The sequence below is a fragment of the Pseudomonas cerasi genome (genome assembly GCF_027983475.1).
Taxonomy (GTDB): domain Bacteria; phylum Pseudomonadota; class Gammaproteobacteria; order Pseudomonadales; family Pseudomonadaceae; genus Aquipseudomonas; species Aquipseudomonas cerasi.
Genome location: NZ_JAQJVM010000003.1, coordinates 1,292,820 through 1,318,414, shown reverse-complemented (window position 1 = coordinate 1,318,414; position 25,595 = coordinate 1,292,820). Strand labels below are relative to the sequence as shown.

At 60.3% G+C, this 25,595-nt stretch carries 22 protein-coding genes; 16 read left to right on the top strand and 6 right to left on the bottom strand.

Translation table 11 applies throughout. From position 1 onward, the window contains the following. Positions 1-7 precede the first annotated feature (7 nt). Positions 8-2,749: a beta-glucosidase gene (locus PI739_RS21340; protein ID WP_042931063.1), complete on the bottom strand. Its 2,742-nt coding sequence runs from the start codon at positions 2,747-2,749 to the stop codon at positions 8-10. A gap of 496 nt (positions 2,750-3,245) precedes the next feature. On the opposite strand from PI739_RS21340, the gene PI739_RS21335 reads away from it, so the two are divergent. From PI739_RS21335 to PI739_RS21275, 13 genes are all read left to right on the top strand, one after another. Then, a complete protein-coding gene (locus PI739_RS21335) occupies positions 3,246-3,473 on the top strand; it encodes a hypothetical protein (RefSeq protein ID WP_003435985.1) in 228 nt (75 codons plus the stop codon). Positions 3,474-3,556: 83 nt separating this feature from the next. Beyond that, positions 3,557-5,281 (top strand): type II secretion system ATPase GspE, encoded by a 1,725-nt coding sequence (gspE, locus tag PI739_RS21330; RefSeq protein WP_046719248.1) that lies wholly within the window; start codon positions 3,557-3,559, stop codon positions 5,279-5,281. Then, a complete protein-coding gene (gene gspF / locus PI739_RS21325) occupies positions 5,278-6,480 on the top strand; it encodes a type II secretion system inner membrane protein GspF (RefSeq protein ID WP_003371834.1) in 1,203 nt (400 codons plus the stop codon). The genes gspE and gspF overlap by 4 nt, the downstream gene beginning before the upstream one ends. 25 nt (positions 6,481-6,505) lie before the next feature. Next, the gene (gene gspG / locus PI739_RS21320; protein WP_003317918.1) at positions 6,506-6,937 is read left to right on the top strand and encodes a type II secretion system major pseudopilin GspG; all 432 of its coding nucleotides are present in this window, start codon (positions 6,506-6,508) and stop codon (positions 6,935-6,937) included. A gap of 8 nt (positions 6,938-6,945) precedes the next feature. After that, positions 6,946-7,380 carry a prepilin-type N-terminal cleavage/methylation domain-containing protein gene (locus tag PI739_RS21315; RefSeq protein ID WP_072366198.1) on the top strand — a complete coding sequence of 145 codons (435 nt, stop codon included), beginning with the start codon at positions 6,946-6,948 and terminating at the stop codon, positions 7,378-7,380. After that, the gene (locus tag PI739_RS21310; protein ID WP_003343408.1) at positions 7,380-7,751 is read left to right on the top strand and encodes a type II secretion system protein; all 372 of its coding nucleotides are present in this window, start codon (positions 7,380-7,382) and stop codon (positions 7,749-7,751) included. Before PI739_RS21315 ends, PI739_RS21310 begins: the two co-directional genes overlap by 1 nt. After that, positions 7,748-8,380, top strand: coding sequence for a type II secretion system protein GspJ (locus PI739_RS21305; RefSeq protein WP_003371841.1), 633 nt, complete (start codon positions 7,748-7,750; stop codon positions 8,378-8,380). The genes PI739_RS21310 and PI739_RS21305 overlap by 4 nt, the downstream gene beginning before the upstream one ends. After that, positions 8,377-9,111: a general secretion pathway protein GspK gene (locus PI739_RS21300; protein ID WP_003435982.1), complete on the top strand. Its 735-nt coding sequence runs from the start codon at positions 8,377-8,379 to the stop codon at positions 9,109-9,111. Before PI739_RS21305 ends, PI739_RS21300 begins: the two co-directional genes overlap by 4 nt. Then, entirely contained in the window at positions 9,108-10,202 is a 1,095-nt protein-coding gene (locus tag PI739_RS21295) for a type II secretion system protein GspL (RefSeq protein ID WP_054081078.1), read from the top strand. The genes PI739_RS21300 and PI739_RS21295 overlap by 4 nt, the downstream gene beginning before the upstream one ends. After that, positions 10,177-10,788 carry a type II secretion system protein GspM gene (gspM, locus tag PI739_RS21290; RefSeq protein ID WP_003435978.1) on the top strand — a complete coding sequence of 204 codons (612 nt, stop codon included), beginning with the start codon at positions 10,177-10,179 and terminating at the stop codon, positions 10,786-10,788. The genes PI739_RS21295 and gspM overlap by 26 nt, the downstream gene beginning before the upstream one ends. Continuing rightward, positions 10,785-11,315 carry a general secretion pathway protein GspN gene (locus PI739_RS21285; RefSeq protein ID WP_003371856.1) on the top strand — a complete coding sequence of 177 codons (531 nt, stop codon included), beginning with the start codon at positions 10,785-10,787 and terminating at the stop codon, positions 11,313-11,315. The genes gspM and PI739_RS21285 overlap by 4 nt, the downstream gene beginning before the upstream one ends. Further along, positions 11,315-13,642 (top strand): type II secretion system secretin GspD, encoded by a 2,328-nt coding sequence (gene gspD / locus PI739_RS21280; protein WP_003435970.1) that lies wholly within the window; start codon positions 11,315-11,317, stop codon positions 13,640-13,642. Before PI739_RS21285 ends, gspD begins: the two co-directional genes overlap by 1 nt. A gap of 73 nt (positions 13,643-13,715) precedes the next feature. Then, positions 13,716-14,435 carry an alpha/beta hydrolase gene (locus tag PI739_RS21275; RefSeq protein ID WP_054081077.1) on the top strand — a complete coding sequence of 240 codons (720 nt, stop codon included), beginning with the start codon at positions 13,716-13,718 and terminating at the stop codon, positions 14,433-14,435. A gap of 6 nt (positions 14,436-14,441) precedes the next feature. Here PI739_RS21275 and PI739_RS21270 read toward each other — a convergent pair whose 3' ends face one another. Continuing rightward, entirely contained in the window at positions 14,442-15,641 is a 1,200-nt protein-coding gene (locus PI739_RS21270; protein WP_054081076.1) for an MFS transporter, read from the bottom strand. Positions 15,642-15,903: 262 nt separating this feature from the next. Here PI739_RS21270 and PI739_RS21265 point away from each other — a divergent pair, with 262 nt between their 5' ends. The 3 genes from PI739_RS21265 to PI739_RS21255 are packed head-to-tail and all read left to right on the top strand — an operon-like array spanning position 15,904 to position 18,872. Continuing rightward, positions 15,904-16,635, top strand: coding sequence for a GntR family transcriptional regulator (locus tag PI739_RS21265; RefSeq protein WP_003435951.1), 732 nt, complete (start codon positions 15,904-15,906; stop codon positions 16,633-16,635). 49 nt (positions 16,636-16,684) lie between these two features. Continuing rightward, positions 16,685-17,971 (top strand): MFS transporter, encoded by a 1,287-nt coding sequence (locus tag PI739_RS21260; protein WP_003435949.1) that lies wholly within the window; start codon positions 16,685-16,687, stop codon positions 17,969-17,971. A 55-nt stretch (positions 17,972-18,026) separates the two neighbouring features. Continuing rightward, positions 18,027-18,872, top strand: coding sequence for an amidohydrolase family protein (locus tag PI739_RS21255; protein WP_003435946.1), 846 nt, complete (start codon positions 18,027-18,029; stop codon positions 18,870-18,872). Positions 18,873-18,876: 4 nt separating this feature from the next. Here the strand turns inward: PI739_RS21255 and PI739_RS21250 are convergent, their stop codons facing one another. From PI739_RS21250 to PI739_RS21235, 4 genes are all read right to left on the bottom strand, one after another. After that, positions 18,877-21,915 (bottom strand): efflux RND transporter permease subunit, encoded by a 3,039-nt coding sequence (locus PI739_RS21250; RefSeq protein WP_268950616.1) that lies wholly within the window; start codon positions 21,913-21,915, stop codon positions 18,877-18,879. After that, positions 21,912-23,003 (bottom strand): efflux RND transporter periplasmic adaptor subunit, encoded by a 1,092-nt coding sequence (locus PI739_RS21245; protein ID WP_003371884.1) that lies wholly within the window; start codon positions 23,001-23,003, stop codon positions 21,912-21,914. Before PI739_RS21245 ends, PI739_RS21250 begins: the two co-directional genes overlap by 4 nt. Next, the gene (locus PI739_RS21240; RefSeq protein ID WP_058417292.1) at positions 23,000-24,223 is read right to left on the bottom strand and encodes an efflux RND transporter periplasmic adaptor subunit; all 1,224 of its coding nucleotides are present in this window, start codon (positions 24,221-24,223) and stop codon (positions 23,000-23,002) included. The genes PI739_RS21245 and PI739_RS21240 overlap by 4 nt, the downstream gene beginning before the upstream one ends. 65 nt (positions 24,224-24,288) lie before the next feature. After that, a complete protein-coding gene (locus PI739_RS21235; RefSeq protein ID WP_052810440.1) occupies positions 24,289-25,215 on the bottom strand; it encodes an alpha/beta fold hydrolase in 927 nt (308 codons plus the stop codon). Positions 25,216-25,595 lie beyond the last annotated feature (380 nt).

Below are 25,595 nucleotides of genomic sequence, written 5' to 3'. Positions count from 1 at the left end.
CTAACGCTTACTCGACGGTCTGCTTGAATACACCGCCGGTCTTGACCGGTGGTTTCTCGACCAGAACCGAGTTCAGAGCGGAGCGTGGCAGCGGGTTGCTGGTGGTGGTCGACAGTTCCTGACGGAACGAGTTGACCAGCTTGGCGTTCAGGCGGATGTCCTGCGACGACGAACCGAGCGAGATGTTGAAGGTGTCGGCATCGACCACCCACTGCTTGCTCTTCTCGTCAAAGTAGGCCAGCGAGCGGTCATTCAACTCGATGGTCACACGCTTGCTTTCACCCGGCTTGAGGAACACCTTCTTGTAGCCTTTGAGTTCCTTGATCGGACGCTCGACTTTCGGGTTCTGCTGGCCAACGTACAGCTGAGCGACTTCCGAACCACCGACCTTGCCGGTGTTGCTCAGGTCGAAGGACACCTTGATCGGCGTATTGCCGACCGCGACACCTGGCGTGACCTTGATGTTGCTGTAGCCGAACGTGGTGTACGACAGACCGTAGCCGAACGGGTAGAGCGGCTTGATGCCTTTCTTCTCGTATCCGCGATAACCCAGCAGCAGGTCATCCTTGTAATCCATTTCGGTCAGAGTGTTCTGATTGTCGAATTTCGGGAAGGAAGCGTAAGCCGGGTTGTCTTCGATGTTGCGTTCGATACTGATCGGCAGCTTGCCCGACGGGTTGACCTTGCCGAACAGGATCTCGGCCAGGGCCTGACCACCGTTCTGACCTGGGTAGAAAGCGTGCAGCGCTGCTGGAACCTGTTCGATCCAGTCGCTCATCTTCAGACCCGTACCGCCATACATGGTCACCACGGTATTGGGGTTGACCTTGGCGATGTTCTGGATCAGCTCGTTCTGGAACTCAGGCAGATCGAAGCTGTGGTCGAAACCTTCACCTTCGTATTCGTTGCTGTTACCCACGGCAACCACGACGGCGTCATAACCGGACAGGTCCTGAGGAGCGTTCAGCGAAGCGGAGCTCAACTGCACACCTACCAGGCCGCCCATGGTCGACAGGTAGCCGGCACGACGCGAGTACTCGAGCTTCACGTCGTAAGACTTGCCTGCTTCCAGATTGATCTTGGCGAACTCTGGAATGGTTGGCGGAATGCTGTTGCCCGGAAGCGGCTTGCCGTCACCGTTGTCGATGATTTTCTTGCCGTTGACCCACAGACGCACGGCGCCGTCGGCACGCACCTTGAACACCTGCTCGCCGCTCTGGGTCGGGGTGACCTTGCCGGTGTAGCGAATCGACGTCGACGATGTATCGCCGTTCAGTTCGCCAGCGGTCGAACCTTTGCTGGTGTACGGATCGGACGTCGACGTGTTGCTTTCGAACGGCAGGTTCTTGTCGTTGGCCCAGTCCAGGTCAACATGCTTCTCGGTGCGGGTGACCGCTGCATCACCAGACCAGTTGGTGTTGCTGAAGTACTCGACCTTCATGCCCTGAACTTCATTGCCCGTTGCGTCGGTGGTGGTCCAGGCACTGGTGCTTGGGTCCAGCGACAAGCCTTCGATGAAGTCGACCTTGGCGTTAGGCGCGATTTGTTGCAGGCCGCTCAATTCGCTGACGTAATGGCTGGCCATAACGTTGGCGCTGCCGAAACCGGTCGGTGGCGAGTACTTGGCCAGGGTGCCGACTACGGCGATTTTCTTGACTTTCTGCTTGTCCAGCGGCAGCAGATTGTCCTGGTTTTTCAGCAGGACGATACCTTCACGCGCAGCGTTCAGAGCAACCTTGTTGCTGGTCGAGCTGTTCATGTTGTGCGTGGTCAGCGGCGTCTTGCTGTCGAACTTGTACAGGTAGATCTGCTTGAGGATGCGGCGGACCTTGTCGTCGATGGTCGCAGCGCTCAGGTCGCCGGCGTCCAGATGCGGCTTCAGCACGGAGCTGTTCATCTGGTAGCCCATCATGTCCAGATCGGTACCGGCGCGGGCAGCGTTGAAACCGTGAACGACAGCGTTGTAGTCGCTCTGTACGAAGCCTTTGAAGCCCCATTCCTTCTTCAGGATCTGGGCGATCAGGTGGTCGCTTTCGCAGGCGAAATCACCGTTCACCTTCTGGAAGGCACACATCATCATCGCCACATTGCCGTTTTTCGACGACGATTCGAACGCAGGCAGCGACATTTCGCGCAGAACGCGCTCTGGCATTGTCTGGTTCAGATTGAAGCGGTTGCTTTCCTGATCGTTGGCCGCGTAGTGCTTGGCGTTGGCCCATACACCACGAGACTGGATACCGTTGATGACGCCTGGTGCCAGGCTGGCGCCGAGGAACGGGTCTTCACCGGAGAGGTATTCGAACGCACGGCCGCCGTACGGCATGCGATACAAATTGACGCCGGGACCAGTGATGAACTGGTAGCCGCCGACGGCAGTGTCATAACCCAGTGCGCGGCCGAGGTCGATGGCACGACGCGGGTTGAAGGTGGCGGCCAGGTTAGGACCGGACGGGTAAACAACACCCTGATCGTTGCCTTCGCTGGTGTAGCGTACGCCGACACCGCCGTCAGCGCCGTGGATCTGCGGAATGCCGTAGTTGGTCAGCGGCTTGACGTCCCAGCCGCCGGTGCCGCCGATGTAGGCCAGCTTTTCTTCCATGGTCATTTTGGCCAGGGTTTTCTGTGCGGCTTTTTCGGCGCGATCTTCACGCCCTTGTTGCACGGTAGGGTCAGCGGCGTGCACCTGGGATACTGCCAATGCCAGCAAGGCCAGCGCCGAGTGCGCGCCTATCATCTTTCGCTTGTTCATATTGCTCTCCAACTGCGTTTCAAATATCTGTCTGCCTGCGCACGTGCGCAGGATCATTGCGTTCTTATTTACCGCTTTCCGCCAACTTTTTCTTTCGGCAACAGTTTCCCGTCGTCGCGTTTATTCCCTGTTGTCAGGGCGCGAGTTAGGACTCCTTAGTTGCCGTATTAGTTTTGTTTGGCGTTTCTTTTTTTACTTGTGGTGCGCCACTAAAGTGACATCACGTAGTGGCGTTTTGAATCTACAAAACTGTACAATTAAGTCTAAAACAAGGCATAAATGTCAAATAAAAGCGTATTTTTCTTCGATTTCGTATTTTTTCTTTACAAATGAGGAACTCTTGTTAAACCTACTGGTCGATGGGTTTAAGATTTTTCAGGACGAAGAAAGACAGCTCGCAAGTTGCGACGTTTGCTGTGCGCTAGTTCTTGCCCGGTTTCTACAACTGCCCCGCTTTTTTTGCGGGGCTCTTTTTGTTTTTCGAGGAGTTAATACGATGAAGTTTTCCATGATGAGTGCCGGTGTGGTGTTGGGTCTTGCCCTGAGTGGTGCGGTCTTTGCTGACGACGCGACAGACGCCGACGCGACTTCCGGTGCCAGCGACGAGACCGTGATGACCCAGACCCAGGACGCCAAGGCAGCGCAGAAGGCGCAAAACCAGAAGACCGAAACGACAAAAGGTGGTCGCCCGCAGAACGCAACCACTCAAAAGCAGTCAAACTGATCGTTTGAAGCCTTTGAGCGCAGCACTCTCCAGTCGGAGAGTTCTGTAATATGTCCCTCCGAAGTAGCAAAATGCCCTCATTCATGCCGTCAGCTCCCGTCGATGTTTCCAGTCTGCTCATTCCGGATGCCCAGCAGGTTTGTGCCTGGCTGATAGAAAATGCTGGTCTGAAAACGGCCGATCTGGAGCGCGCGCAACGTTTGCAGCAGGAGTCGGAAGGCACTGAGTTGCTCGGGCTGCTGACGCGTCTGGGCCTGGTTTCCGAATTCGAACTGGCCCGCGCATGGGCGGCATTGCTGCAGGCGCCGTTGTTGCTCGCCGATGCCGTGCCGCCACTGTTGGATCCTCTGCCGCCGCTGACCGAACGCTTCATGCGCCACTATCAAGTCGTGCCAGTAGGCTGGAGCGATCAAGGCCTGCAAGTGCTCAGTGCCAACCCCGGCACGCTGTACCCGTTTCAGGCCATCGCCTATGCCTGCGAGGTGCCCGTGCGACTTTCCATCGGCCCGCGCAACGAGGTCGAGACCCTTATCGAACGCTACTACGGCCAGGGCCGCTCGGCGATGGGCACCTTGATCGAAAACCTGGATGAAGAGGGCGGCTCGCTGGAAGACATTGAGCACCTCAAGGACCTGGCTTCCGAAGCGCCGGTCATTCGTCTGGTCAATCTGATCTTGCAACGCGCGGTCGAACAGCGTGCGTCCGACATCCATATCGAGCCCTTCGAGAGCCAGTTGAAGGTGCGCTATCGCATCGACGGTGTCTTGCACGAAGCCGAAGCACCGCCGTCCAGTTCTTCGGCCGCGGTGATTTCCCGGGTGAAGATCATGGCGCGGCTGGACATCGCCGAGCGTCGTCTGCCGCAGGATGGCCGGATCATGCTGCGTATCCAGGGCAAGGAGCTGGACCTGCGGGTATCGACAGTGCCCACCAGCTTTGGCGAATCGGTGGTCATGCGTCTGCTGGACCGGCAGACCATCAACTTCGATTTCCCGAGCCTGGGTTTCGATGGCGAACGGCTGGACGAATTTCTCGACGTGCTGGAGCGTCCGCACGGCATTCTGCTGGTCACCGGGCCGACCGGTTCTGGCAAGACCACCACGCTGTACACCGCGCTGTCACGGCTTAATACGGCCGAGCGAAAGATCATCACCGTTGAGGATCCGGTCGAGTATCAGCTCGAAGGTATCAACCAGATTCAGGTCAAGCCATCCATCGGGCTGGATTTCGCCGGAGCGCTGCGCTCCATCGTGCGTCAGGACCCGGATGTCATCATGATCGGTGAGATGCGCGACCTGGAAACCTGCCGTATTGCCATCCAGTCCTCATTGACCGGTCACCTGGTGCTCTCGACCCTGCACACCAACAGCGCGGCGGCGAGTATTACCCGCTTGCTGGACATGGGCGTCGAAAGCTACCTGATCGCGTCCACGGTCAACGGGATTCTGGCTCAGCGCCTGGTCCGTCGCCTCGATCCTGCAACCCGGGAAGCCTTTGATGCGCCACCGGAGTTGATCGCTGAACACGGGCTGGAGCGCTTCACTGACGAGCGTCCCATCCGTCTGTATCGCCCGCGTGCCGATGCGCCCGGCGGTGGCTATCGCGGGCGCAGTGCAATCACTGAACTGCTGGTGATGAACGAAGAACTGCGCAGTCTTCTGATGCGCCACGCCGACGCTTCGACGCTGGAAGAGGCTGCCCGACGTGGCGGCTTGCGCACATTGCATGAAGAAGGTCTGCGTCAGGCCGTGGCCGGGGTAACTTCGCTGGAAGAAGTGCTGCGCGTCACCCGTGGTGAAGGCACATGAGTCTGTTCAAGTACCGAGCGCTGGATGCTCAGGGCGCGCCGCAGAATGGCACTCTGGAAGCCCGCGATCAGGATGCCGCCATTGCCGCGTTGCAGAAGCGTGGCCTGATGGTCTTGCAGGTCGATGCCGCCGGTATGGGCGGTTTGCGCCGTGCGCTGGGCAGCGGCTTGCTCAATGGCGCGGCGCTGGTCAGCTTCACCCAGCAGCTCGCAACGCTGCTCGGCGCGGGGCAGCCGTTGGAACGATCGCTTGGAATTCTGCTCAAACAGCCTGGACAACCGCAGACCAAGGCGTTGATCGAGCGCATTCGCGAACAGGTCAAGGCTGGCAAGCCGCTGTCCGTGGCGCTTGAGGAAGAGGGTAGCCAGTTTTCGCCCCTCTATATAAGCATGGTTCGCGCCGGTGAAGCCGGTGGCGCACTGGAAAGCACGCTGCGCCAGTTGAGCGATTACCTGGAGCGTAGCCAGTTGCTGCGTGGCGAAGTGATTAACGCGCTGATCTATCCGGCCTTTCTGGTGGTAGGCGTATTGGGTTCTCTGGCCCTGTTGCTGGCCTATGTCGTGCCGCAATTCGTACCGATCTTCAAGGATCTGGGCGTGCCGATTCCATTGATCACCGAGGTCATTCTCAACCTCGGACAGTTTTTGAGCGACTACGGGCTGGCTGTGCTGGCGGGCCTGATCGCATTGATCTGGGGCATGGCCATTCGCATGCGCGACCCGCAGCGTCGCGAGCGCCGTGACCGCCGATTGCTGGGCATTCGGGTGATCGGTCCTTTGTTGCAACGCATCGAGGCAGCACGCCTGACTCGAACCCTCGGTACGCTTTTGACCAATGGCGTGGCGTTGTTGCAGGCGCTGGTGATCGCTCGCCAGGTCTGCACCAATCGTGCCCTGCAAGCGCAGGTCGAGCAGGCGGCCGAATCGGTCAAGGGTGGCGGCACGCTGGCCAGCGCGTTTGGCGCGCAGCCGTTGTTGCCGGATCTGGCGCTGCAAATGATCGAGGTCGGCGAACAGGCAGGCGAACTGGACACCATGCTGATGAAGGTCGCCGATGTGTTCGACGTCGAGGCCAAGCGCGGTATCGACCGCATGCTGGCCGCGCTCGTACCGGCGCTGACGGTGGTGATGGCGGGCATGGTCGCGGTGATCATGCTGGCCATCATGCTGCCGCTGATGAGTCTGACCAGCAATATCTGAATTCATGAAAGAGGAAACCATTCCGATGACTTTTAGCCGTACACGTTTCAAACCCGCACGTCGACAGGGCGGTTTCACGTTGCTGGAAATGCTCGCCGTTATCGTATTGCTGGGCATCGTAGCGACCATCGTCGTACGTCAGGTGGGCGGCAACGTCGACAAGGGCAAATACGGCGCAGGCAAGGCTCAGTTGGCCAGCCTGGGCATGAAGATCGAAAGCTACGCGCTGGACGTTGGTTCGCCGCCCAAGACCTTGCAGCAATTGACTGAGAAACCGGGCAATGCGTCGAACTGGAACGGCCCTTATGCCAAGCCTTCGGACCTCAAGGACCCGTTCGGCCATGCATTCGGCTACCGCTTCCCGGGCCAGCACGGCAGCTTCGACCTGATCTTCTACGGCCAGGACGGTCAGCCGGGCGGCGAAGGCTACAGCGCCGACCTGGGCAACTGGGAGTAAAGCTCGGCATGAGAACGCCTGTCGCAAGCCGCGGTTTTACCCTCATGGAAATGCTGGTGGTGCTGGTGTTGATGAGCATCGCCGTCGGTCTGGTGGGTTTCGGTCTGCAACAGGGTTTGAGTACCGCCAGTGAACGGCGCGCGGTCGGTGACATGGTCGAAGCGCTGCGGGCAACCAGAGTGCGTGCAATTGTGACCGGTCAGCCGGCGCGCACCGAGTTCAACCTGCGCAAGGCGACCTTCAAGGCGCCGGGCAAGCGCGAGATGCACTGGCCGGAAAACCTGCGCGTGACCATGCAGACTGCGTCCGATCTTGGCTCCGCCGTGGAGTTCTATCCGGACGGCGGCTCCAGCGGTGGCAACGTGGTGGTCGCTGACGGCGACCGGCGCTGGCGTATTGATATTGGCTGGCTGACCGGCAGCGTCCAGGTCCGGACGCTTTAATGAAAACATCGCAGTCGGGGTTCACCCTGCTGGAAATGCTTGCTGCACTGACCGTCATGGCGGTGTGCAGCGGTGTTCTGCTGGTGGCGTTCGGGCAAAGCGCGCGCTCCTTGCAGCAGGTGTCGCGCAGTGACCGGCTGAGCCATGCGGCACGCACGATAATGGATCAGGAAAGCGCCGGTCCGCTGGAAAACGGTACGCGAAAGGGCGAACTCGCAGGCATCGACTGGACACTGGATATCCGTCAGTTGCCGGGCGCCAATGGTCAGGCGAGGATGTTTCGCCTCGACCTGATGCTCAGTGAACATCAGCGCAAGGCGCAGTTCAGCACGTTTAAATTACGCGGCGCTGTCAGCGGTGCGGGGTCATGATGCGTACCCAGCGTGGCTTCACGCTGCTGGAAGTGCTGCTGGTGATCAGCCTGCTCGGCGTGTTGCTGGTACTGGTTGCCGGGGCGTTGCTGGGCGCCAATCGTGCCGTGCTCAAGGCTGAGCGCTACACCGTTAACCTGGACGAGATCCGCGCCGCGCAAGCGTTTCTGCGTAGCTCGATCGCTCAGGCGCTGCCGTTGGACACGTCTGGTGAAGATGACGTCAACAGCGGTTTTTTTGAAGGCTCGGCGCAGCAGTTGCGGTTTGTCGCAACGCTGCCGGGCGAGCTAGGCGGCGGTATCCAGGTTCACAGTCTGGAGCTCAAGGGGCCGCAAGACCATCGGTCTTTGCAAGTGTCGTTCGCTCAGGTTCTGTCCAGTGCGAATGGCATTGCCCTCAAACCCTGGGGTGAGCCTCAGGTATTGCTGCAAAACGTCGAGTCGTTGACGTTCAGTTATCGCGGGCTGACGCCCAAGGGCAAGCCGACCGGCTGGATGGCCGAATGGCCCTGGCCGAATCGCTTGCCGGGCGCGGTGCGCATCGATATGCAGACCCATGGCGCGGTGAAATGGGTCTCTGAAGTGGTGGCCTTGCGTCTGGACCTGTCCGGCGGGGCGGGCGGCGAATGAATGTGACCGGCCAATCGCAGCGCGGTGTTGCGCTGCTGGTGGTGCTCTGGGTGCTGGCACTGCTGAGCCTGTTGCTCGGCGGGCTGGCCGGGTGGGTGCAATTGGAGAGCCGGCAGTCGCTCTGGTTACGGCAAAATACCCAGGCGCTGATGGCTGCCGAAGCTGGCATGAATATGGCTGTACAGGGCTTGCTCGATCCTGAACAGCGCAAACGCTGGATTGCCGACGGGCGTGTGGTCTCGTTACGGATGGATGACACGCAACTGTTGGTGAGCATCAGAAGCGAGCGGGGCAAGCTGGACCTCAACAGCGCACCGGTTGCTGATATATCGCGTCTGCTGCAGGCCTGTGGCGCGGCTAAGAATCAGGCCAGCGGTATCGCCCAGGTGCTGGAGTCGCAGCGCAATGGCGGTCAGTCACCGTTGCGGGTGGTAGAGGAAGTTCGCCAACTGCCGGGCATGAGCCAGGCGCTGTATGCCCGGTTGCTACCGGAAATAACATTATGGAGCGGTCTGGATCGGCCCGACCCGGCATTCGCTTCGGCGTTGCTGCGCCGGGCCTTGAACCTGCCGAACCAGAGCGCGGTCGGGGCCGATCCCGGTGAGGTACTGGCCATCGACACGCGCGCAGAACGACCGGGCGGTGTGACCGCCCTGTTACAGACCACTGTTTTATTGAGCCCATCGGAGGGAGGCGCACAGCCCTACAGGGTGTTGCGTTGGCAAGAATGAATTCATCAGTTTCTGCACGTCTGGCGCCTGTTTATGCGTTACGCGAACAGGTCGCCCGGCAGTGGCGTGGCAGTCCGGCGCAACACGCCTGGCAGTGGTGGGTGACGGAGCTTCGCGCCTGCCTGCCGCCGCGTGTGCGTCGATGGCTGGGCCGCGAGACCGTGGAGCAGACGCTTGTCTGGCCGTTGGTCGAGCCGCTGCCCGATGCATCGCCTCAGGTGCGGCGGGTGTTGCTGCTGCCGCCGTCGGCTGTGCTGTTGCAGACCTTGCAGCTTCCTGCGGCTGCGGCACGCAATCTGTCGACTGTGGTCGGCTACGAGCTTGACCGTTTCACGCCATTTGACGCTGGGCAGTTGTACTTCGTGGCCCGTCAGGACAGTCGCAGCGCCAGCTTTGTGCAGGTCACGCTGGTGGCAATACTGCGCGAGCGGCTGGACGCGATACTCCGTGAGTGCGCCGAGCGTGGGTTGCGTCCCGATGCTGTCGATGTGGGCACTGATGTGTGCGCTGACAACCTGACTACAGGGCAGCGCATGGGTGTCGATCTGCTGCCGATGCCGTTGCGCCCGCAACAGTCGCGCTCCGGCCATCGCTTGCAGCGCGGGCTGATCTGGCTATGTGCCGGCCTGCTGCTGAGCGCCATGTTGCTGTGGCTGAACGACCGCCAGAGCCTGCTCGATGACATGCAGGCCAGCGTCAAGGCGCAGAAGGCTCAGGTTGGCGAGGTCCAACAACTGCGCCAGCAATTGACCAACACTCTGGGCGCTGCCAACTACCTGTTGCGCCGCAAGGCTGCTCAACCGCCGCTTTCGGCGCTGCTCAGCGAGCTGACCGCCTGCCTGCCTTCGGACACCTGGATCGAGCACCTGGAAATCAGCGACAGTGCCGAGGTGGCCTTTTCAGGGCAGAGCGCCAAGGCCAGTGCGCTGATCGGCCGCGTCAAGGACTGCCGAAGTCTGGATAATGCGCAGTTTCAGGGGGTGATCCAGCCCGACACCAAAACCGGCAAGGATCAGTATTCCCTGCGCGCGCATTTGCACCAGAACCAGCAGCAGGAGAACGCCGATGCGCCGTCCACTGACAAGCCGTGAGCGGCGGGGCGCTGCCCTGATGATCCTGGCTCTGGTGTTGTGCCTGGCTTACTGGTTGCTGATAGACAGCTGGTTCGCCGGTCCACTGCGTGACATCAACGAACAGACCGACCAGCTGCGCGAACAGCAGCAGCGCTACGCTGGCCTTCTGCAGCAGGGTGGCTCGTTGCGCGAGCAACTGGAGCAGGCGCGTCGTGATCCGGCCAGCAGCACCAGCCTCCTGCCGGGCGAAGATCCCAGTGCCGTGGCCGCTGATCTGATGCAACGCATTGCCGACCTGATCAGCAGCCAGGCCAGCACCGGCGGTGGCTGCGAGTTGACCCAGCGCATGCCGATCACCCCGGAGCAGGACAGCGCCGAGCCGTATCGGCAGGTCAAGGTCAGCCTGACCCTGAACTGCGCCATCGAACCATTGACTGCGATCCTGCATGCGCTGGAGTATCAGCGCCCGTTTTTGTTTATTGATGAGATGAGTATGCGTCGCGACGCCAACGCTCCGGCCAGCGGTGCTGCCGGCAAACTGGTGGTGCACCTGCTGGTGCGTGGCTACCTGCAACCGGCCAGTGCCGGCGAGGGCGAGCAATGATCGGTTCACTGCGTCCGCTGGAGTGGGCACTGCTGGCTTTCGCCGCAGTCCTGGCAGCCTTGATCGCATTGGTTGTCAGCGGCGCCGCGCACTCACCGGACTGGCTGCCCGAGCAGGCACCGCGCGACCCGGTCGATCAGAGGGCGCAGGTCCACAGCGCGCCTTCGGCGACACTCGACAGCCTCGCCAATACCTGGAAAACCCCGCTGTTCAGTCCTGATCGCAGCCCTGACGTGGCCGTTCGCAAAGCCGATGCGCAGGCCACCAATCTGGCTGGCCTGACCCTGACCGGGGTAATCATGGACGGCTCGTTGCGCGTGGCACTGCTCAAGCAGGCCAGCGGTCCGGCATTGAAAGTCCGTCAGGGCGATCGCTTGCCCAACGGCTGGACGCTGGACCGTCTGGAGCCCACCCAGGCCACGTTCAAACTTGATGACCGCTCGCAAGTCCTGCGCCTGCCCGCGCTGCGTCTGCCGCCGCCGTCGAATACACCGCCGATTACCTTAACCAACGATTCCACCCTGTGATGGGTACCTTTTCTGGAGTTCCTGCCATCGCTACCTTGCGCACACCCTTGCTTTGCCTGGCCACCGCCGTCGCCCTTGGCGGCTGCGCGTCACAGTCAGACACACTCGATCCCGACAATGGCATGCTGCAGGAAGCGCTCCAGGGAACCGGTTCACAACGCCCGCCGGTAGACCCGCGCAGCGAAAGACCGCCCGTCGAGCCACCTTCCCAGCAGGCGACCAGCTCGCCGCAGCGGCAGATCATCAAAGGCAACCAGCGTTTCATCCGGCAGCCCGCCGCAGCTCCGGCAGCGCGTCAGGCCGAGACCGGTGACATCGTCTTCAACTTCACCAACCAGCCGATTCAGGCGGTGATCAACAGCATCATGGGCGATCTGCTGCACGAGAACTACAGCATTGCCCAAGGTGTTAAAGGCGATGTGAGCTTCTCGACGTCCAAGCCGGTCAACAAACAGCAGGCGCTGTCGATTCTCGAGACACTGCTGTCCTGGACCGACAACGCGATGATCAAGCAGGGCAACCGCTATGTGATTCTGCCGTCCAATCAGGCGGTGGCGGGCAAGCTGGTGCCGGAAATGCGCGTCGCGCAACCTTCGGCAGGCATGTCGGCGCGGCTGTTTCCGCTGCGCTACATCTCGGCGACGGAAATGCAGAAGCTGCTCAAGCCGTTCGCCCGGGAAAACGCCTTCCTGCTGGTCGATCCGGCGCGCAACGTACTCAGCCTGGCGGGTACGCCGGAAGAGCTGGCCAACTATCAGGACACCATCGACACCTTCGATGTGGACTGGCTCAAAGGCATGTCGGTCGGTGTTTTCGGCCTGCAACGCGCCTCGGTCGGCGAGCTGATGCCCGAGCTGCAGAAAATGTTCGGCCCGGAAAGCGGTATGCCGCTGGCGGGCATGGTGCGTTTCCTGCCGATCGAGCGGACCAACTCGGTGGTGGCGATTTCCTCGCAGCCTGAATACCTGCACGAGGTCGGCGAGTGGATTCACACCATCGATGAAGGTGGTGGCAACGAGCCGCAGATGTACGTGTATGACGTGCGCAACATGAAGGCGACTGATCTGGCCAAATACCTGCGGCAGATCTACGGTACGGGTGCCATCAAGGAAGACGCTGCGGCCAAGGTTGCACCGGGCCTGCGCACCACCACCTTGTCATCGCTCAACTCCAGTGGCGGCAGCGGTGTCGGCGGCATGAGCAGCTCCAACGGCCTGGGCAGCACTGGCAGCGGCCTGAGCAATGGCGGAGGTTTTGGCAACAGTCAGGGCATGAACAACAGCCAGACCAATAGCGACAGCGAATCGGAAGGCGACGATCAGAGCGGCGGCGATTCGGATTCGGCCAGTCAGGACGGCAGCGGGTCTGGCGGCAACAACAAGTCTCTGGACGCCAGCACGCGCATCACTGCGCAGAAGAGCAGCAACCAGTTGCTGGTGCGCACCCGTCCGGCGCAGTGGAAGGAGATCGAGTCGGCCATCAAACGCCTCGATAATCCGCCGCTGCAAGTGCAGATCGAAACGCGCATTCTGGAAGTTCAGCTCACGGGCGAGCTGGACATGGGTGTGCAGTGGTACCTGGGGCGTCTGGCGGGCAACTCGGGTACGACCGGCAACGTGACCAACACTTCAGGCAGTCAGGGGGCGATTGGTACTGGCGGGGCTGCGCTGGCCTCCACTGATGCGTTCTTCTATTCCTTCGTCAGCAACAACCTGCAAGTCGCCTTGCGGGCGCTGGAAACCAATGGCCGCACCCAGGTTCTGTCGGCACCTTCGCTGGTGGTGATGAACAACCAGCAGGCGCAGATTCAGGTCGGCGACAACATCCCGATCAGCCAGACCTCGATCAACACCAACACCTCCACCGACACCACATTGAGCAGCGTCGAATATGTGCAGACCGGTGTGATTCTCGATGTCGTGCCACGCATCAATCCGGGCGGCCTGGTGTACATGGACATTCAGCAGCAGGTCAGCAGTGCCGACACCAATGCCAACAACAACGATGCCAACGGCAATCCGCGTATTTCCACCCGTTCGGTGGCCACGCAAGTGGCCGCGCAGAGTGGTCAGACCGTGCTGCTGGGCGGTTTGATCAAACAGGATAACGCCGAGTCGGTCAGCGCCGTACCTTATCTGGGACGCATCCCGGGTTTGAGATGGCTGTTCGGCAACACCAGCAAGTCCAAGGACCGTACCGAACTGATCGTGCTGATCACGCCGCGAGTCATCACCAGCAGCAGCCAGGCACGTCAGGTGACGGATGATTACCGTCAGCAGATGCAGTTGATCAAGCCGGAAGTTTCGCGGACCAGCATGCAGAACTGACGCTGTGCGGGCTTCCGCCACCACGCCCACTCACGACGCTGCCCGTTGGCAGCGTCAAACAGAGGTCATGAACATGCTGAAATTCTTCGCTGCCTTGCTGTTCGCCTTTACCGCAATGGCACAGGCGCAGGACACCTTGCACACCGATCTGCCACTGGATTACCTAGCGCAGACCAATGTCGACAAGCCCGACCAGCCGCTGGTGATTTTCATCCACGGTTACGGCAGCAATGCGGCCGACCTGTTCGGGCTCAAGGAAGAGCTTCCGGCCGACTACAACTACGTGTCGGTACAGGCGCCGATGGAGTTGCGCGCTGACAGCTACAAATGGTTCACCCAGAAGCCCGGCGTCGCGGATTACGACGGTGTGACTGAAGACCTGAAAAGCAGCGGTACCCGGTTGGCTGCGTTCATCGGCAAAGCCACTGAGAAGTTTCATACCCAGCCAGGCAAGGTCTTCCTGATCGGTTTCAGCCAGGGCGCCATGATGAGTTACGAAGTCGCGCTGCGACAGCCAAAACTGGTCGGCGGTTTTGCAGCATTGAGCGGGCGGCTGCTGCCGGTCTTGAAGTCCGAGGTCAAAGCCTCCGACGACCTCAAGGCTCTGAGCGTATTCATCGGCCACGGCACGCAGGATCGCCAGGTGGCCTATGCCAGCGCACCGCAAGCCGAAGCGACGTTGAAATCGCTCGGCCTGACGCCGCAGTTGCATGCCTATGACGGCATGGGGCACAGCATCAACGAGGCTGAAGTGATGGATCTGGCGGCTTGGTTGAAACAGTCAAACCGTTAAGGATCATTAGCCGTTAGCTTGCTTCGAGCGGTCCCTTAGAAACGCCAGCAGCGCAATCAGTGGCAGCGCCGTGCCTGCGATCAGCACCCAGCTCCAGCCACCGTGATCAAACAGCGGGCTGGCGACTGCCGAGCCAATGGCGCCACCGATAAAAATACTGGTCATGTACAGCGCGTTGAGCCGGCTGCGGCTGGCGGCATCCAGCGCGTAGACCGTGCGCTGACCCAGGACCATGCTGGTCTGTACGCAGAAATCCAGCACTACGCCGGTTATGGCCAGGCCAATCACGCTGTAGGCAGGGTGGACCAGGCCTGGAAGAAAGCTGAGTGCGCCGAACAGCAGTGCGCCCAGTGAGGCGATGCGGGTGTAGCCGGCGTCTGCCAGACGGCCGCTGATGGGCGCCGCAATGGCACCGATCGCGCCGATCAGGGCAAAGATCGCGATCTGGGTTTGCGACAGCCCGTGATTGCGCGACAGCTCCAGCGGCACGGCGGTCCAGAACAGGCTGAAAGTCGCGAACATGCAGGCCTGATAAAAGGCACGCTGGCGCAGCACCGGCTGGGTACGAAGAAGAGTCCATAGCGAGAACAGCAATTGTCCGTAGGACGCACGATGATCCGGGACACGTTTTGGCATGGTGGTCGCCAGTACCACGCTGATGCCGATCATCACCACGGCCGCCGAGCCGAACACCGCCCGCCAGCCGAAATGGTCAGCCACCAGACTGGCAATCGGCCGCGCCAACAGAATCCCCAACAGCAGTCCGCCCATGATCCCGCCAACGACCCGCCCACGCGACTCCTCCGGAGCCAGATGCGCCGCCAGCGGAATGAGCATCTGCACCGACACCGAACTGAAGCCCACCAGCAGCGAAACCAGCAAAAACACATTCGGCTGCTCGGCGAAAGCGGCACCCAGCAGGCTGAGAATCGCGACGACAGTCGTTACCAGCATCAGCCTGCGGTTCTCCAGCAAATCACCCAGCGGCACCAGAAAAAACAGCCCCAGTGCGTAACCGATCTGCGTCAACGAAACGATCAGACTGGCCGCCGTGCTCGACAGCCCGATGTCCGGGGCAATCAGCTCGATGATCGGCTGGGCGTAGTAGATGTTGGCGACAATTGCGCCGCAGCAGAAGGCAAACAGCATGACCATGGCCGGTGTCATGGTCACAGCGTTATGCGCGGATTGGGACGAGTGGGGCATGAAAATCTCGCTTGAGCAGGGACTGTCAGACACTGGAAACGTGTCTGTCAGACGGTTTTTGATCGATGCAGCGCAGGCTAACGGTTTTGTCGGCGATTAAGTAGGTGCGGCGAGTTGATACAGGATATTTCCGGGAATGATGATCGGCGAAGCACTGCGATGTGTCGGTATAGTCACGCACGCTCGCGGACTATTGACCTTCGCTTGCCACGGATGAATACTCTTTTCAAAAATTCATATAGATGACTGGATGAATAAAATAATGAACAAGCTTTCCAGCGACGAACGTCTACCACTTTACCAACGCCTGCGCGACAGCCTGGCGGAGCAGATTGCCAATAATCGCTGGCGTCCGGGTGAGGCGATTCCTACCGAAGCGGCGTTGTCTGCAGAGTATGGCCTGTCCACCGGTACGGTACGCAAGGCCATTGATCTGCTGGTCAGCGACAACATTCTGGAGCGCCAGCAGGGACGTGGCACGTTCATTCGTCGTGCGCAGTTTCAGTCTTCGCTGTTTCGTTTTTTCCGTTTTCAAACCGAAGCGGGTGAACGCCGGGTGCCGGAAAGCCGGATTTTGTCCGTCGAGCCTGTGGACGCGCCTTCGTCGGTCGCTCAGGCGCTGGGGATGGGCGCAGGTGCGCCGGTGATTCGTATGGTCCGCTTGCGGTTGCTGGATGGCCAGCCGGTGCTGGCCGAAGAGATCTGGCTGCCACGTGCGCGGTTTCAGGCATTGCTGGAGCTTGACCTCGATACGCAGGGGCCATTGCTTTATCCGATCTACGAAGACGTCTGCGGTCAGGTGGTCGCCTGTGCGCAAGAAAGCCTGACGGCCGAGACGGTCAACGACGTATACGGCCGGTTGCTGCAGATTCCGGTCGGCAGTGCGGTGGTGGTCATCGAACGCCTGGCGCGCAACTACGCCGGTGAGCCTCTGGAGTGGCGCCGCTCGCGGGGGCACGCCAGCCATTTCCGCTACAGCGTGGAAATTCGCTGACAGCGCTGCAGTCTGCCCGAGCCGTTCAACGTCTTTAAGGATTAAAGCCATGTTCAACTGGTATCGCGACGTCACCCCCAAAGAACGCAAGACTTTCTGGGCCTGTTTTGGCGGCTGGTCGCTGGACGCGCTGGAAGTGCAGATGTTCGGTCTGGCCATTCCGGCCCTGATTGCTGCGTTTGCCCTGACCAAGGGCGATGCAGGGCTGATCAGCGCGGTAACACTGGTGACGTCAGCGTTGGGAGGTTGGGTGGGCGGGACGCTGTCCGACCGCTATGGCCGGGTGCGCACGCTGCAGTGGATGATCCTGTGGTTTTCGTTCTTTACCTTTTTGTCTGCGTTCGTGACCGGTTTCAACCAGTTGCTGATCGTCAAGGCACTGCAGGGCTTTGGCATCGGTGGTGAGTGGGCGGCAGGCGCAGTGCTGATGGCCGAGACCATCCAGTCCCGCTACCGCGGCAAGGTCATGGCCACTGTGCAAAGTGCGTGGGCCGTAGGCTGGGGCCTGGCGGTGGTGCTGTTCACCCTGATTTATTCGTTTGTACCGGAGGATATTGCCTGGCGGGTGATGTTCTTTGTCGGCCTGCTGCCGGCCCTGATGATCATCTGGGTGCGACGCAACGTCGAAGAACCGGACAGCTTCCAGCGCATGCAGAAAAGCGCAGCGCCGAAGGGCAATTTCTTCAAGTCGATGGCCGGGATTTTTCGCCCCGAGCTGCTGCGCGTTACCTTGCTCGGCGGTTTGTTGGGGCTTGGTGCGCATGGCGGTTATCACGCGGTCATGACCTGGTTGCCGACCTTTCTCAAAACCGAGCGCAACCTCTCTGTGCTCAGTTCCGGCGGCTATCTGGCGGTCATTATCGTTGCGTTCTGGTGCGGTTGCGTGTGCAGCGGTCTGTTGATCGACCGGATTGGTCGACGCAAGAACATCATACTGTTCGCCTTGTGCTGCGTAGTCACCGTGCAGTGCTACCTGATGCTGCCGTTGAGCAACACGCAGATGCTGTTTCTCGGCTTTCCGCTGGGTTTCTTCGCCGCAGGCATTCCGGCCAGCCTCGGTTCGTTTTTCAACGAGCTGTACCCGGCAGAGGTGCGGGGGGCCGGGGTGGGCTTCTGCTACAACTTCGGGCGCGTGCTGTCGGCGGTGTTTCCGTTTCTGGTGGGACATATGAGCCAGTCAATGTCGCTCGGCAGCGCCATCGGAATCGACGCGGGCATTGCTTACGGCGTGGCAATGATCGCCGCTTTCTGTCTGCCGGAAACCCGTGGGCGCAACCTTGAGGCCATGCCGCCGATTGCCGAGCCACTGGACAAGGATGCAGCGCAGCAGGCTTGAAAATCCTTTCATTCGCGGTGTTGCGGCGCCGCATTGACTTTTTGTAGACGATCCCATGACTGATTCCTGTACCACGCCCATACTGGGCATTGATGCCCACGCGCACGTCTTCAGCAAGGATTTGAGCCTGGCGCCAGGACGACGTTACAGCCCGGATTATGACGCAACGGTGCACGCCTATCTGGCCAACCTGAGCGAACACGGCCTGAGCCACGGCGTATTGGTCCAGCCCAGTTTTCTGGGCACTGACAACCGGTTTCTGCTCGACGCCCTGGCGCAGGCTCCTGGCCGGTTGCGCGGCGTGGCGGTGGTTGACACGGACATCAGTCGCGGTGCGTTACAGCGTATGTCCGGGCTGGGCATTGTCGGCATCCGCCTGAACCTGATCGGCAAGCCGCTGCCAGACTTCGCCGCGCCGGAATGGAAGACGCTGTTCAAGCACATCTGGACGCTCGGCTGGCATGTCGAACTGCACCGCGAGGTCGCTGACCTGCCGGCGCTGATCCGGCAGTTGCTGCCGTTTGGCTGCAAGCTGGTGATTGATCATTTCGGGCGGCCCGATGCGCGTCTTGGCGTTGACGATCCGGCGTTCCAGGCCTTGCTGGAATTGGGCCTGAGCGGGCAGCTGTGGATGAAGATTTCGGCAATCTATCGTTTGGGCGGCAGTGTCGAGCAGAACGCGACGTTTGCTCGCGCTGCATGGCCTTTGCTGCTGCAAAGCTTTGGGCCGCGCCGACTGGTATGGGGCAGCGACTGGCCGCACACCCAGCATGAGCACGCGGTCAGCTACACCGGTGTGGTCGAGCAGTTCCGCGCGCTCGAATGCCCTGACCCGCTCAAGCGCATTATGTTGGTCGAGGCCCCGCAGGCACTGTTCGATTTCCTGCCGGTGGAAATCTGACCTGCTAAACGACATGTGGCCTGATCCGATAGCTGACCATATACAGCGCCGGGAGGAAAAACAGGGTCAGCAGGGTGGCGATGGCGATGCCGCCGATCATGGCGATGGCCATCGGCCCCCAGAACACTTCGCGGGCAATCGGGATCATGCCCAGGCTCGCGGCCGCTGCGGTCAGCATAATCGGTCGGCAGCGATGTTCGGTGGCCTTGACCACCGATGTCCAGGCGCTTTCCCCTGCGGCGATGAATTCATCGATCTGCGTGACCAGAATCACCGAGTTGCGGATGATGATGCCGATCAGCGCCAGCACGCCCAGAATTGCCACGAACCCCAGCGGATAGCCGGAAATCAACAAGGCTGCGACCACGCCGATCAGGCCCAGCGGCACTACGCTAACCACCAGCAGCAGTTTTTTCACGCTGTGCAACTGGATCATCAAAAAGCTGACCACCAACAGCAGCATCAACGGTACGACCTTCAGGATCGGACCCTGTGAGCGCGCGCTGGCCTCGACTGCGCCGCCGGTGGCGACCGAGTAACGCAACGGCAGGCCGGCGCTGAAGGCATCGACGTCGGGCTTCAATTGCCTGACCAGCGCTGCCGGCTGCAGCTTGCCGAGCACGTTGGCCTTCAGGGTGATGGTCGGCAGCCTGTCACGGCGCCAGACCAGCGGCTGTTCCTGCTCGTAACTGAGCGTGGCGAACGCCAGCAGCGGCACGCTCGCACCGCCAGGTATCGGGATCTGCAGGTTGGCGAGGGTCTGCACCGAGCTGCGTTCGTCGCTGTCTGCACGTCCGACCAGGTCGATCAGATAGGTGCTGTCACGCACCTGAGTGATGGTGGTGCCACTGACCAGACTGTTGAGGATTTGCGCCACGTCTTCAGAAGACAGGCCGAACTGACGTACCTTGTCCTGCGCGATGTCGATCTTCAGCACCTTGCCCGGCTCGTTCCAGTCATAGATGACCTGACCGATATGCGGGTTGGCATCGAGAATCGCCGCCAGCGCCATGGCCTGGCTGCGAACCTGTTCGATGTCCGGTCCGCTGACCCGGTATTGCACCGGCCAGCCCACCGGCGGCCCCATGTTCAGTGGCTGAACGTAGCCACCCACGCCGACGTAATCGTCACGAAAGCGCTGACGCAAGCGTTCGATCAGCCGGTCACGCGCTTCGCCACCCTGGCTGACGATCACCAGTTGCCCGTAGAACGGATTGCTCAATTGTTGATCCAGTGGCAGGTAAAAACGCACCGCGCCCTTGCCCACGTAAGAGCTCCAGCGCAGCACATCGGCATCCCCTTTGAGCGCTGCTTCAAAGCGGTCCATGGTCTGGCGGGTACCTTCGATGGAGCCGTTTTGCGGCATGTAGATATCCACGAGGATTTCCGGTCGGTCGGAGTCCGGGAAGAACTGGTTCTGCAGCAACCTGCCTGCAAACAGCGACCCGATGAACATCAGCAACGTGATGCCGATCACCCACCCGCGGTGCTCGAGTGCCTTGACCAGCAGGCGGCTGAAACCACGCATCCAGCGCCCCGGCGCGGCATGTTGCGCCGAGGCTTTGAGGATGTGCACGCCAATCAGGGGCGCGAACAGTACCGCCACCAGCCAGGACAGCAGCAACGCCACGGCAATGACGGCAAACATGGTGAACACGTATTCGCCTGCCGAACTGGAGTTAAGGCCGATGGGCACGAAACCGGCGACCGTGACCAATGTGCCGGTCAGCATCGGGAACGCGGTCGAGGTGTAAGCGAAGGTAGCGGCCTGCGGTAATGAATCGCCGCTTTCAAGGCGGGTGACCATCATCTCGACGGTGATCATCGCGTCATCCACCAACAGCCCCAGAGCGATGATCAATGCGCCCAGCGAGATACGTTGCATGGTGATGCCGCTGTACTCCATGAACACGAAGACCAGCGCCAGCACCAGCGGGATCGAACAGGCCACTACCAGACCGGCACGAATGCCGAGGCTGATGAAGCTGACGACCAGCACAATCAGGATCGCTTCAAAGAGTGCATGGGTGAAGCCGCCGATGGCTTTTTCGACCACATCGGCCTGGCTGGAGACCAGGTGTACGCCGATGCCCAGCGGCAATTCAGTGGTCAGATCTTCGATGCGCTGCTGCAACTGGGTGCCGAATGCCTGGATGTTGCCACCTTGCTTCATGGCCACCGCAAGGCCAATGGCTGGCTGGCCATTGAAGCGGAACAGTGAGGAGGGCGGATCGGCATAACGGCGCTCGATAGTCGCCAGATCGCTGAGGCGAAAGAACCGGTCGCCGAAGCGCAGATTGACGGCCTCGAGGTCCTGTTCATTGCTGAACTGCCCGCTGGCCCGCACGGCAATGCGTTCAGGACCGGCCTCCATCACGCCAGCAGGCGTAACCGAGTTTTGCGCTTGCAGGCTTTGCAGCACCTGGCGTTGATCGATGCCCAGCGCCGCGAGCTTGCGGATCGAAAAATTCAGATAAATGACTTCGCGCTGGGCGCCGAGCAACTCGATCTTGCCCAGGTTGGGTACGCTGCGGATGTCGGCGCGCACTTGCTCGACGTAATCACGCAGTTGGCGGAAAGACAGGCCATCGGCGGTGAACGCGTAGATGCTGCCGAACACGTCGCCAAATTCGTCGTTGAACGCAGGGCCTTGAATGCCGCTGGGCAGCTCACTGCGCACGTCGCTGATCTTCTTGCGCACCTGATACCACGCCGCAGGGATGTCGGCGCTTCGGGTTTCACTCTTGAGGAAGACGAAAAGCGTCGATTCGCCAGCCAGCGTGTAGCTTTTCACGTAATCCAGCGCGTCGATTTCTTCGAGCTTCTTTTCCAGCCGATCAGTCACCTGCTGTAGGGTATCGGGCAGCGTCGCGCCCGGCCAGCGCGCCTGTATGACCATAGTCTTAATGGCGAATGAAGGGTCTTCCTCGCGCCCCAGATTCAGGAATGACCAGCTGCCCATCAGCAATGAAACGAACATCATGTACCAGACCAGCGTGCGATGCCTGAGCCCCCAGGCCGACAGATTGAAGCGCTCCTTCACAAACTGACCTCTCGCTGCAGGCGGATCTTTTGTCCGGACTGCATGCCGTTGACGCCGGCAGTCACTACCTTTTCGCCCTCGTGCAGCTCGCCGCTGACCCTTACCGTCGAGCCCGATCGCGCCAATACCTGCACCGCTCGCGGGATCAGTGTCGATGTCGTTGGGTCGATCACCCACACCTGAGAGGAGCCGTTACGCTGCAGCACTGCGCTGCCGGGCAGCTCATGAAACGCCGGCGCGTCGCCACTGATCTCTATCGTGACGGTCGAGCCCAGGCGAAAGCTGTCCGGAGGGTTCTGCAAGGCCAGGCGGACGCGCTGAGTGCGGGTCTCGGCATTGATTTGCGGTGCAAGCTGGCGGACGTTCGCAGCCACTGAAAGCTGATCGTTCAGTTGCGAAACCACTCTGATGCGGTGGCGTTCATCCAGCGAACCGAGTGGCAAGTCGACGACCGCTTCACGGCTGTCGGGGCGCGCAAGGCTGACGACTGCCTGACCGGTCGCCATGACCTGGCCGACCTCCGCTTGCCATCCAGTAATCAGGCCATCGAACTCGGCTGACAAGCGGGTGTAGGACACATCATCACGGGCTTGCTGCACCGCCACGCGGGCCTGATTGCACAACGCTTCCTGAGTGCTCAGGTCGTTGTCCAACTGATCCATTCGCGCCCGCGAGCCGATACCGCGCTCATAGAGCTGCTGGTAGCGCGTCAACTCGTCGCGCGCCTGTTGCCAGGCGGACTGGGCCTTGCCGAGTTCCGCCTGGCGGGCGTGTAAACGGTGTTGCTGGTCCCCGGGTTCCAGTGTGGCGAGCAGATCGCCCTTGCGCACTTGATCGCCGATCTCCGCGTGCCGGGTTGCCAGTCGGCCAGCGACGCGAAACCCCAACGCCACTTCATACTGCGGCTGGATGACGCCAGCAAAGCGGCCATAAGAGGCGCTGCGCTGGTCGACTATTTCGGTGAACAGTACCGGGCGTTCGACAACCTCGCGAAGCGGTTTTTCGCGGCAGCCCGGCAGTGCCACAATCAGAATGCAGATCAGCCAGCAGCGGGATCTCGTTCGTGGTTCTGCGCACGAGGTGCTCATTGCGCAGCTCCCGACGAGGCCAACGAGACGGGGTTTTCGGCCGGTGCTCGCTCTGCGACCTCGACCCGTTGCCCCGGGTAGAGAAACTGCAGTCCTCGGGAAACTATTCGATCACCTTCGGACAAGCCCTCTGAAACGATGACCTGACCCTGCTCGTAACGCAGCACTTTCACAGGCGTCAGCCTGACCCTGGCCTCAGCGTCCACCCGCCAGACTGCCGGTTGTCCTTGTGTGCGGCTCAAGACGGACCAAGGCAGGGCGAACACTATTTGCGACTGCGTCTGCAAGCGAGCGCTGACCACGGAGCCCAGCGCAAGCGGTGCAGCAGCTCCCTGCAGTGCAACGCGCACCCGCAACGTGCCGTTCGCGGCGGAGACGATGGGGGTGATTTCCCTGATGATGCCGGTCAGCTGAATCTCTGGCTGGCCGAGGGGGCTGACAATCACTGCAGCACCGGTCTGATCGGCGCGCAGCAGGGACTCGTACGCGGAAAATACCGCTTCGCGCTCGCCATCGTGAGCGACGCTGAAAATCGCAGTGGCGGCCTGAACCACCTGACCTTCTTCGGCGTAGCGCGCCGTCACGACGCCATCGGCTGCGGCGAACAGCTCGGTGTACCCGACCTGTTCACGCGCGTTCGCCTGCTGCGCCTGCAGTGCGGCGAGATCCGCCCGCGCACTGTCGAGGCCAGAGCGGGCCTTCTGGTATTCACTGAGGTTGGTATAGCCCTTGGGCAGCAGCACTTGTTGACGCTGGTAGTTTTGTTCGGCGAGGTACAGTCGCGACTGTCGCACGGCCACTTCGGCACTGGCTGACGCCAGCTCGGTCTTTTGCTCGCGCGCGTCGAGCCTGGCAAGAACCTGTCCGACCCGCACTCGATCCCCGACATCCGCATATCGCTTGATCAGCTTGCCGGAGACGCGAAACGATTGCTCAGTCACCTTGCGGGCCTGGATATCGCCCGTCAGCGTCACACTGCTGGCGACGTTCAGTAGGGCAACCGGTTGCGCGACGACTCGCACCAGCGCCTTTTCTGCGGGTTTTCCTGCAGAGCAAGCGCTGAGCGAGAGTAGCGAGATGAACCCCAGCACCACGCCGCGCTGAGTGTACAGAAAGTGCAACGGCCGGATATTTCCGGAAACACGGCAGCACGAACGCAGGAGCGTTGCAAAGGGAAAAGTCATCAACGAATAGCACTGCCCGATCAAAGAAGCCAACATCATCCATGAGTCACAGCGTCAGGCCGGAAAAGCGCAAGGGCTTCCCGGGCTCAGGCGAGCGAGCTTCAGGCCATCGCGGTGACGCTGGGCCAAACCTCCTGGGTAGCTTCAGTGCCCAGAAATGTCAGTGCGGTTCTTTGCGAGTGGTGCCACGCCGCCTTGCTTTCCAGGTCCAGAAAGTGCCCGGTGTCCGGAACGACATTGAAACTGCTTTTGGCGATGTAGTTGGAAAACATCCGCGCATCGTCAACGGTGGTGTATTCATCTTTTTCACCGTTGATGAACAGCACCGGAATGTTGATCGAGGAAAAACGCTCGACGTAGTTACTGGCGCTTAGTTGGCGAATCTGGCTGATGTGAAAGTCGATCTGGCGATATTCGTGCTCGGCAAGGCTGATCAGGTGCTTGTAGTTATAAAGTTTGAACAGGCGCGGCAGGTACTTGCCCACGGTGTCGTTGAGCAGTGAGCCGATCTTGCGCTTTTCGCGTGCGGCGAGGTAGATCTGGGCGTTGTCGATATAGTCGAGCATGGCCTCGTTGAGCACCGGCGAGAACGAACTGATGATGGCCTTTTCCACGGAAGGAGGGCATTCGGAGAGGGCCAGCAGGGCCGATACACCGCCCCAGGAGACTGACAGCAGGTGGTTTACCTGATAGAGATCAATCAGTTGCAGGAGAATGTTTACTTCATCTTCCTTGCTGACAATCATGTCGTCCGGGTTGTGCGCTCGGGATTGCCCCGAAAATGGCAGGTCGAACAGCACCAGATTGTAGTGCGGTTGCAAGTATTTGACCGTCTGCCCGAAAGAGCCAGTAGTCGACAGTGCGCCGTTGACCAGCAGAATGGTCTTGGCGTCGCTGCCTTTCCAGTAAGTCTCGGCGTACACCTTGTACTTACCGATGGTTAGAATCTTCGATTGTGCGCCCATAACAGCCTCCCAGCTAAAATTTGATCCAGCAATTAGTACAGTGTTCTCTGCTTCGGCAGCCATGCCAAAGCCTCGCCTGGTAAGTGGCGAAATCCGGTGAGTTATTATTAGGGGTGCAGCGAAAACGTTACCGCAGGAACTGTGCTTGCCCTGACATAGATAACGCAGTGCCAGCATTGCGACAAGTCACTGACGTCATAAAAATGTCTAGCTGTTCACATTGCACCTTGGCGTTTGGCCATCATCTTTTGACCAATAGACGGATTTAATCGGGGAAAAACGCCATATCGAACCTGAAAAGCGTATTTATTGGGGTGAACTTGCTGGTGCTGAAACGGTCAAGCTTGATACGGATTTGTAACATTCAGTTACATTTTTGTGCTTGGCATAATGCGCCAGATTAATATCGAAATCGCTGAAACCCTCGAGCCAGACGCTTTAAT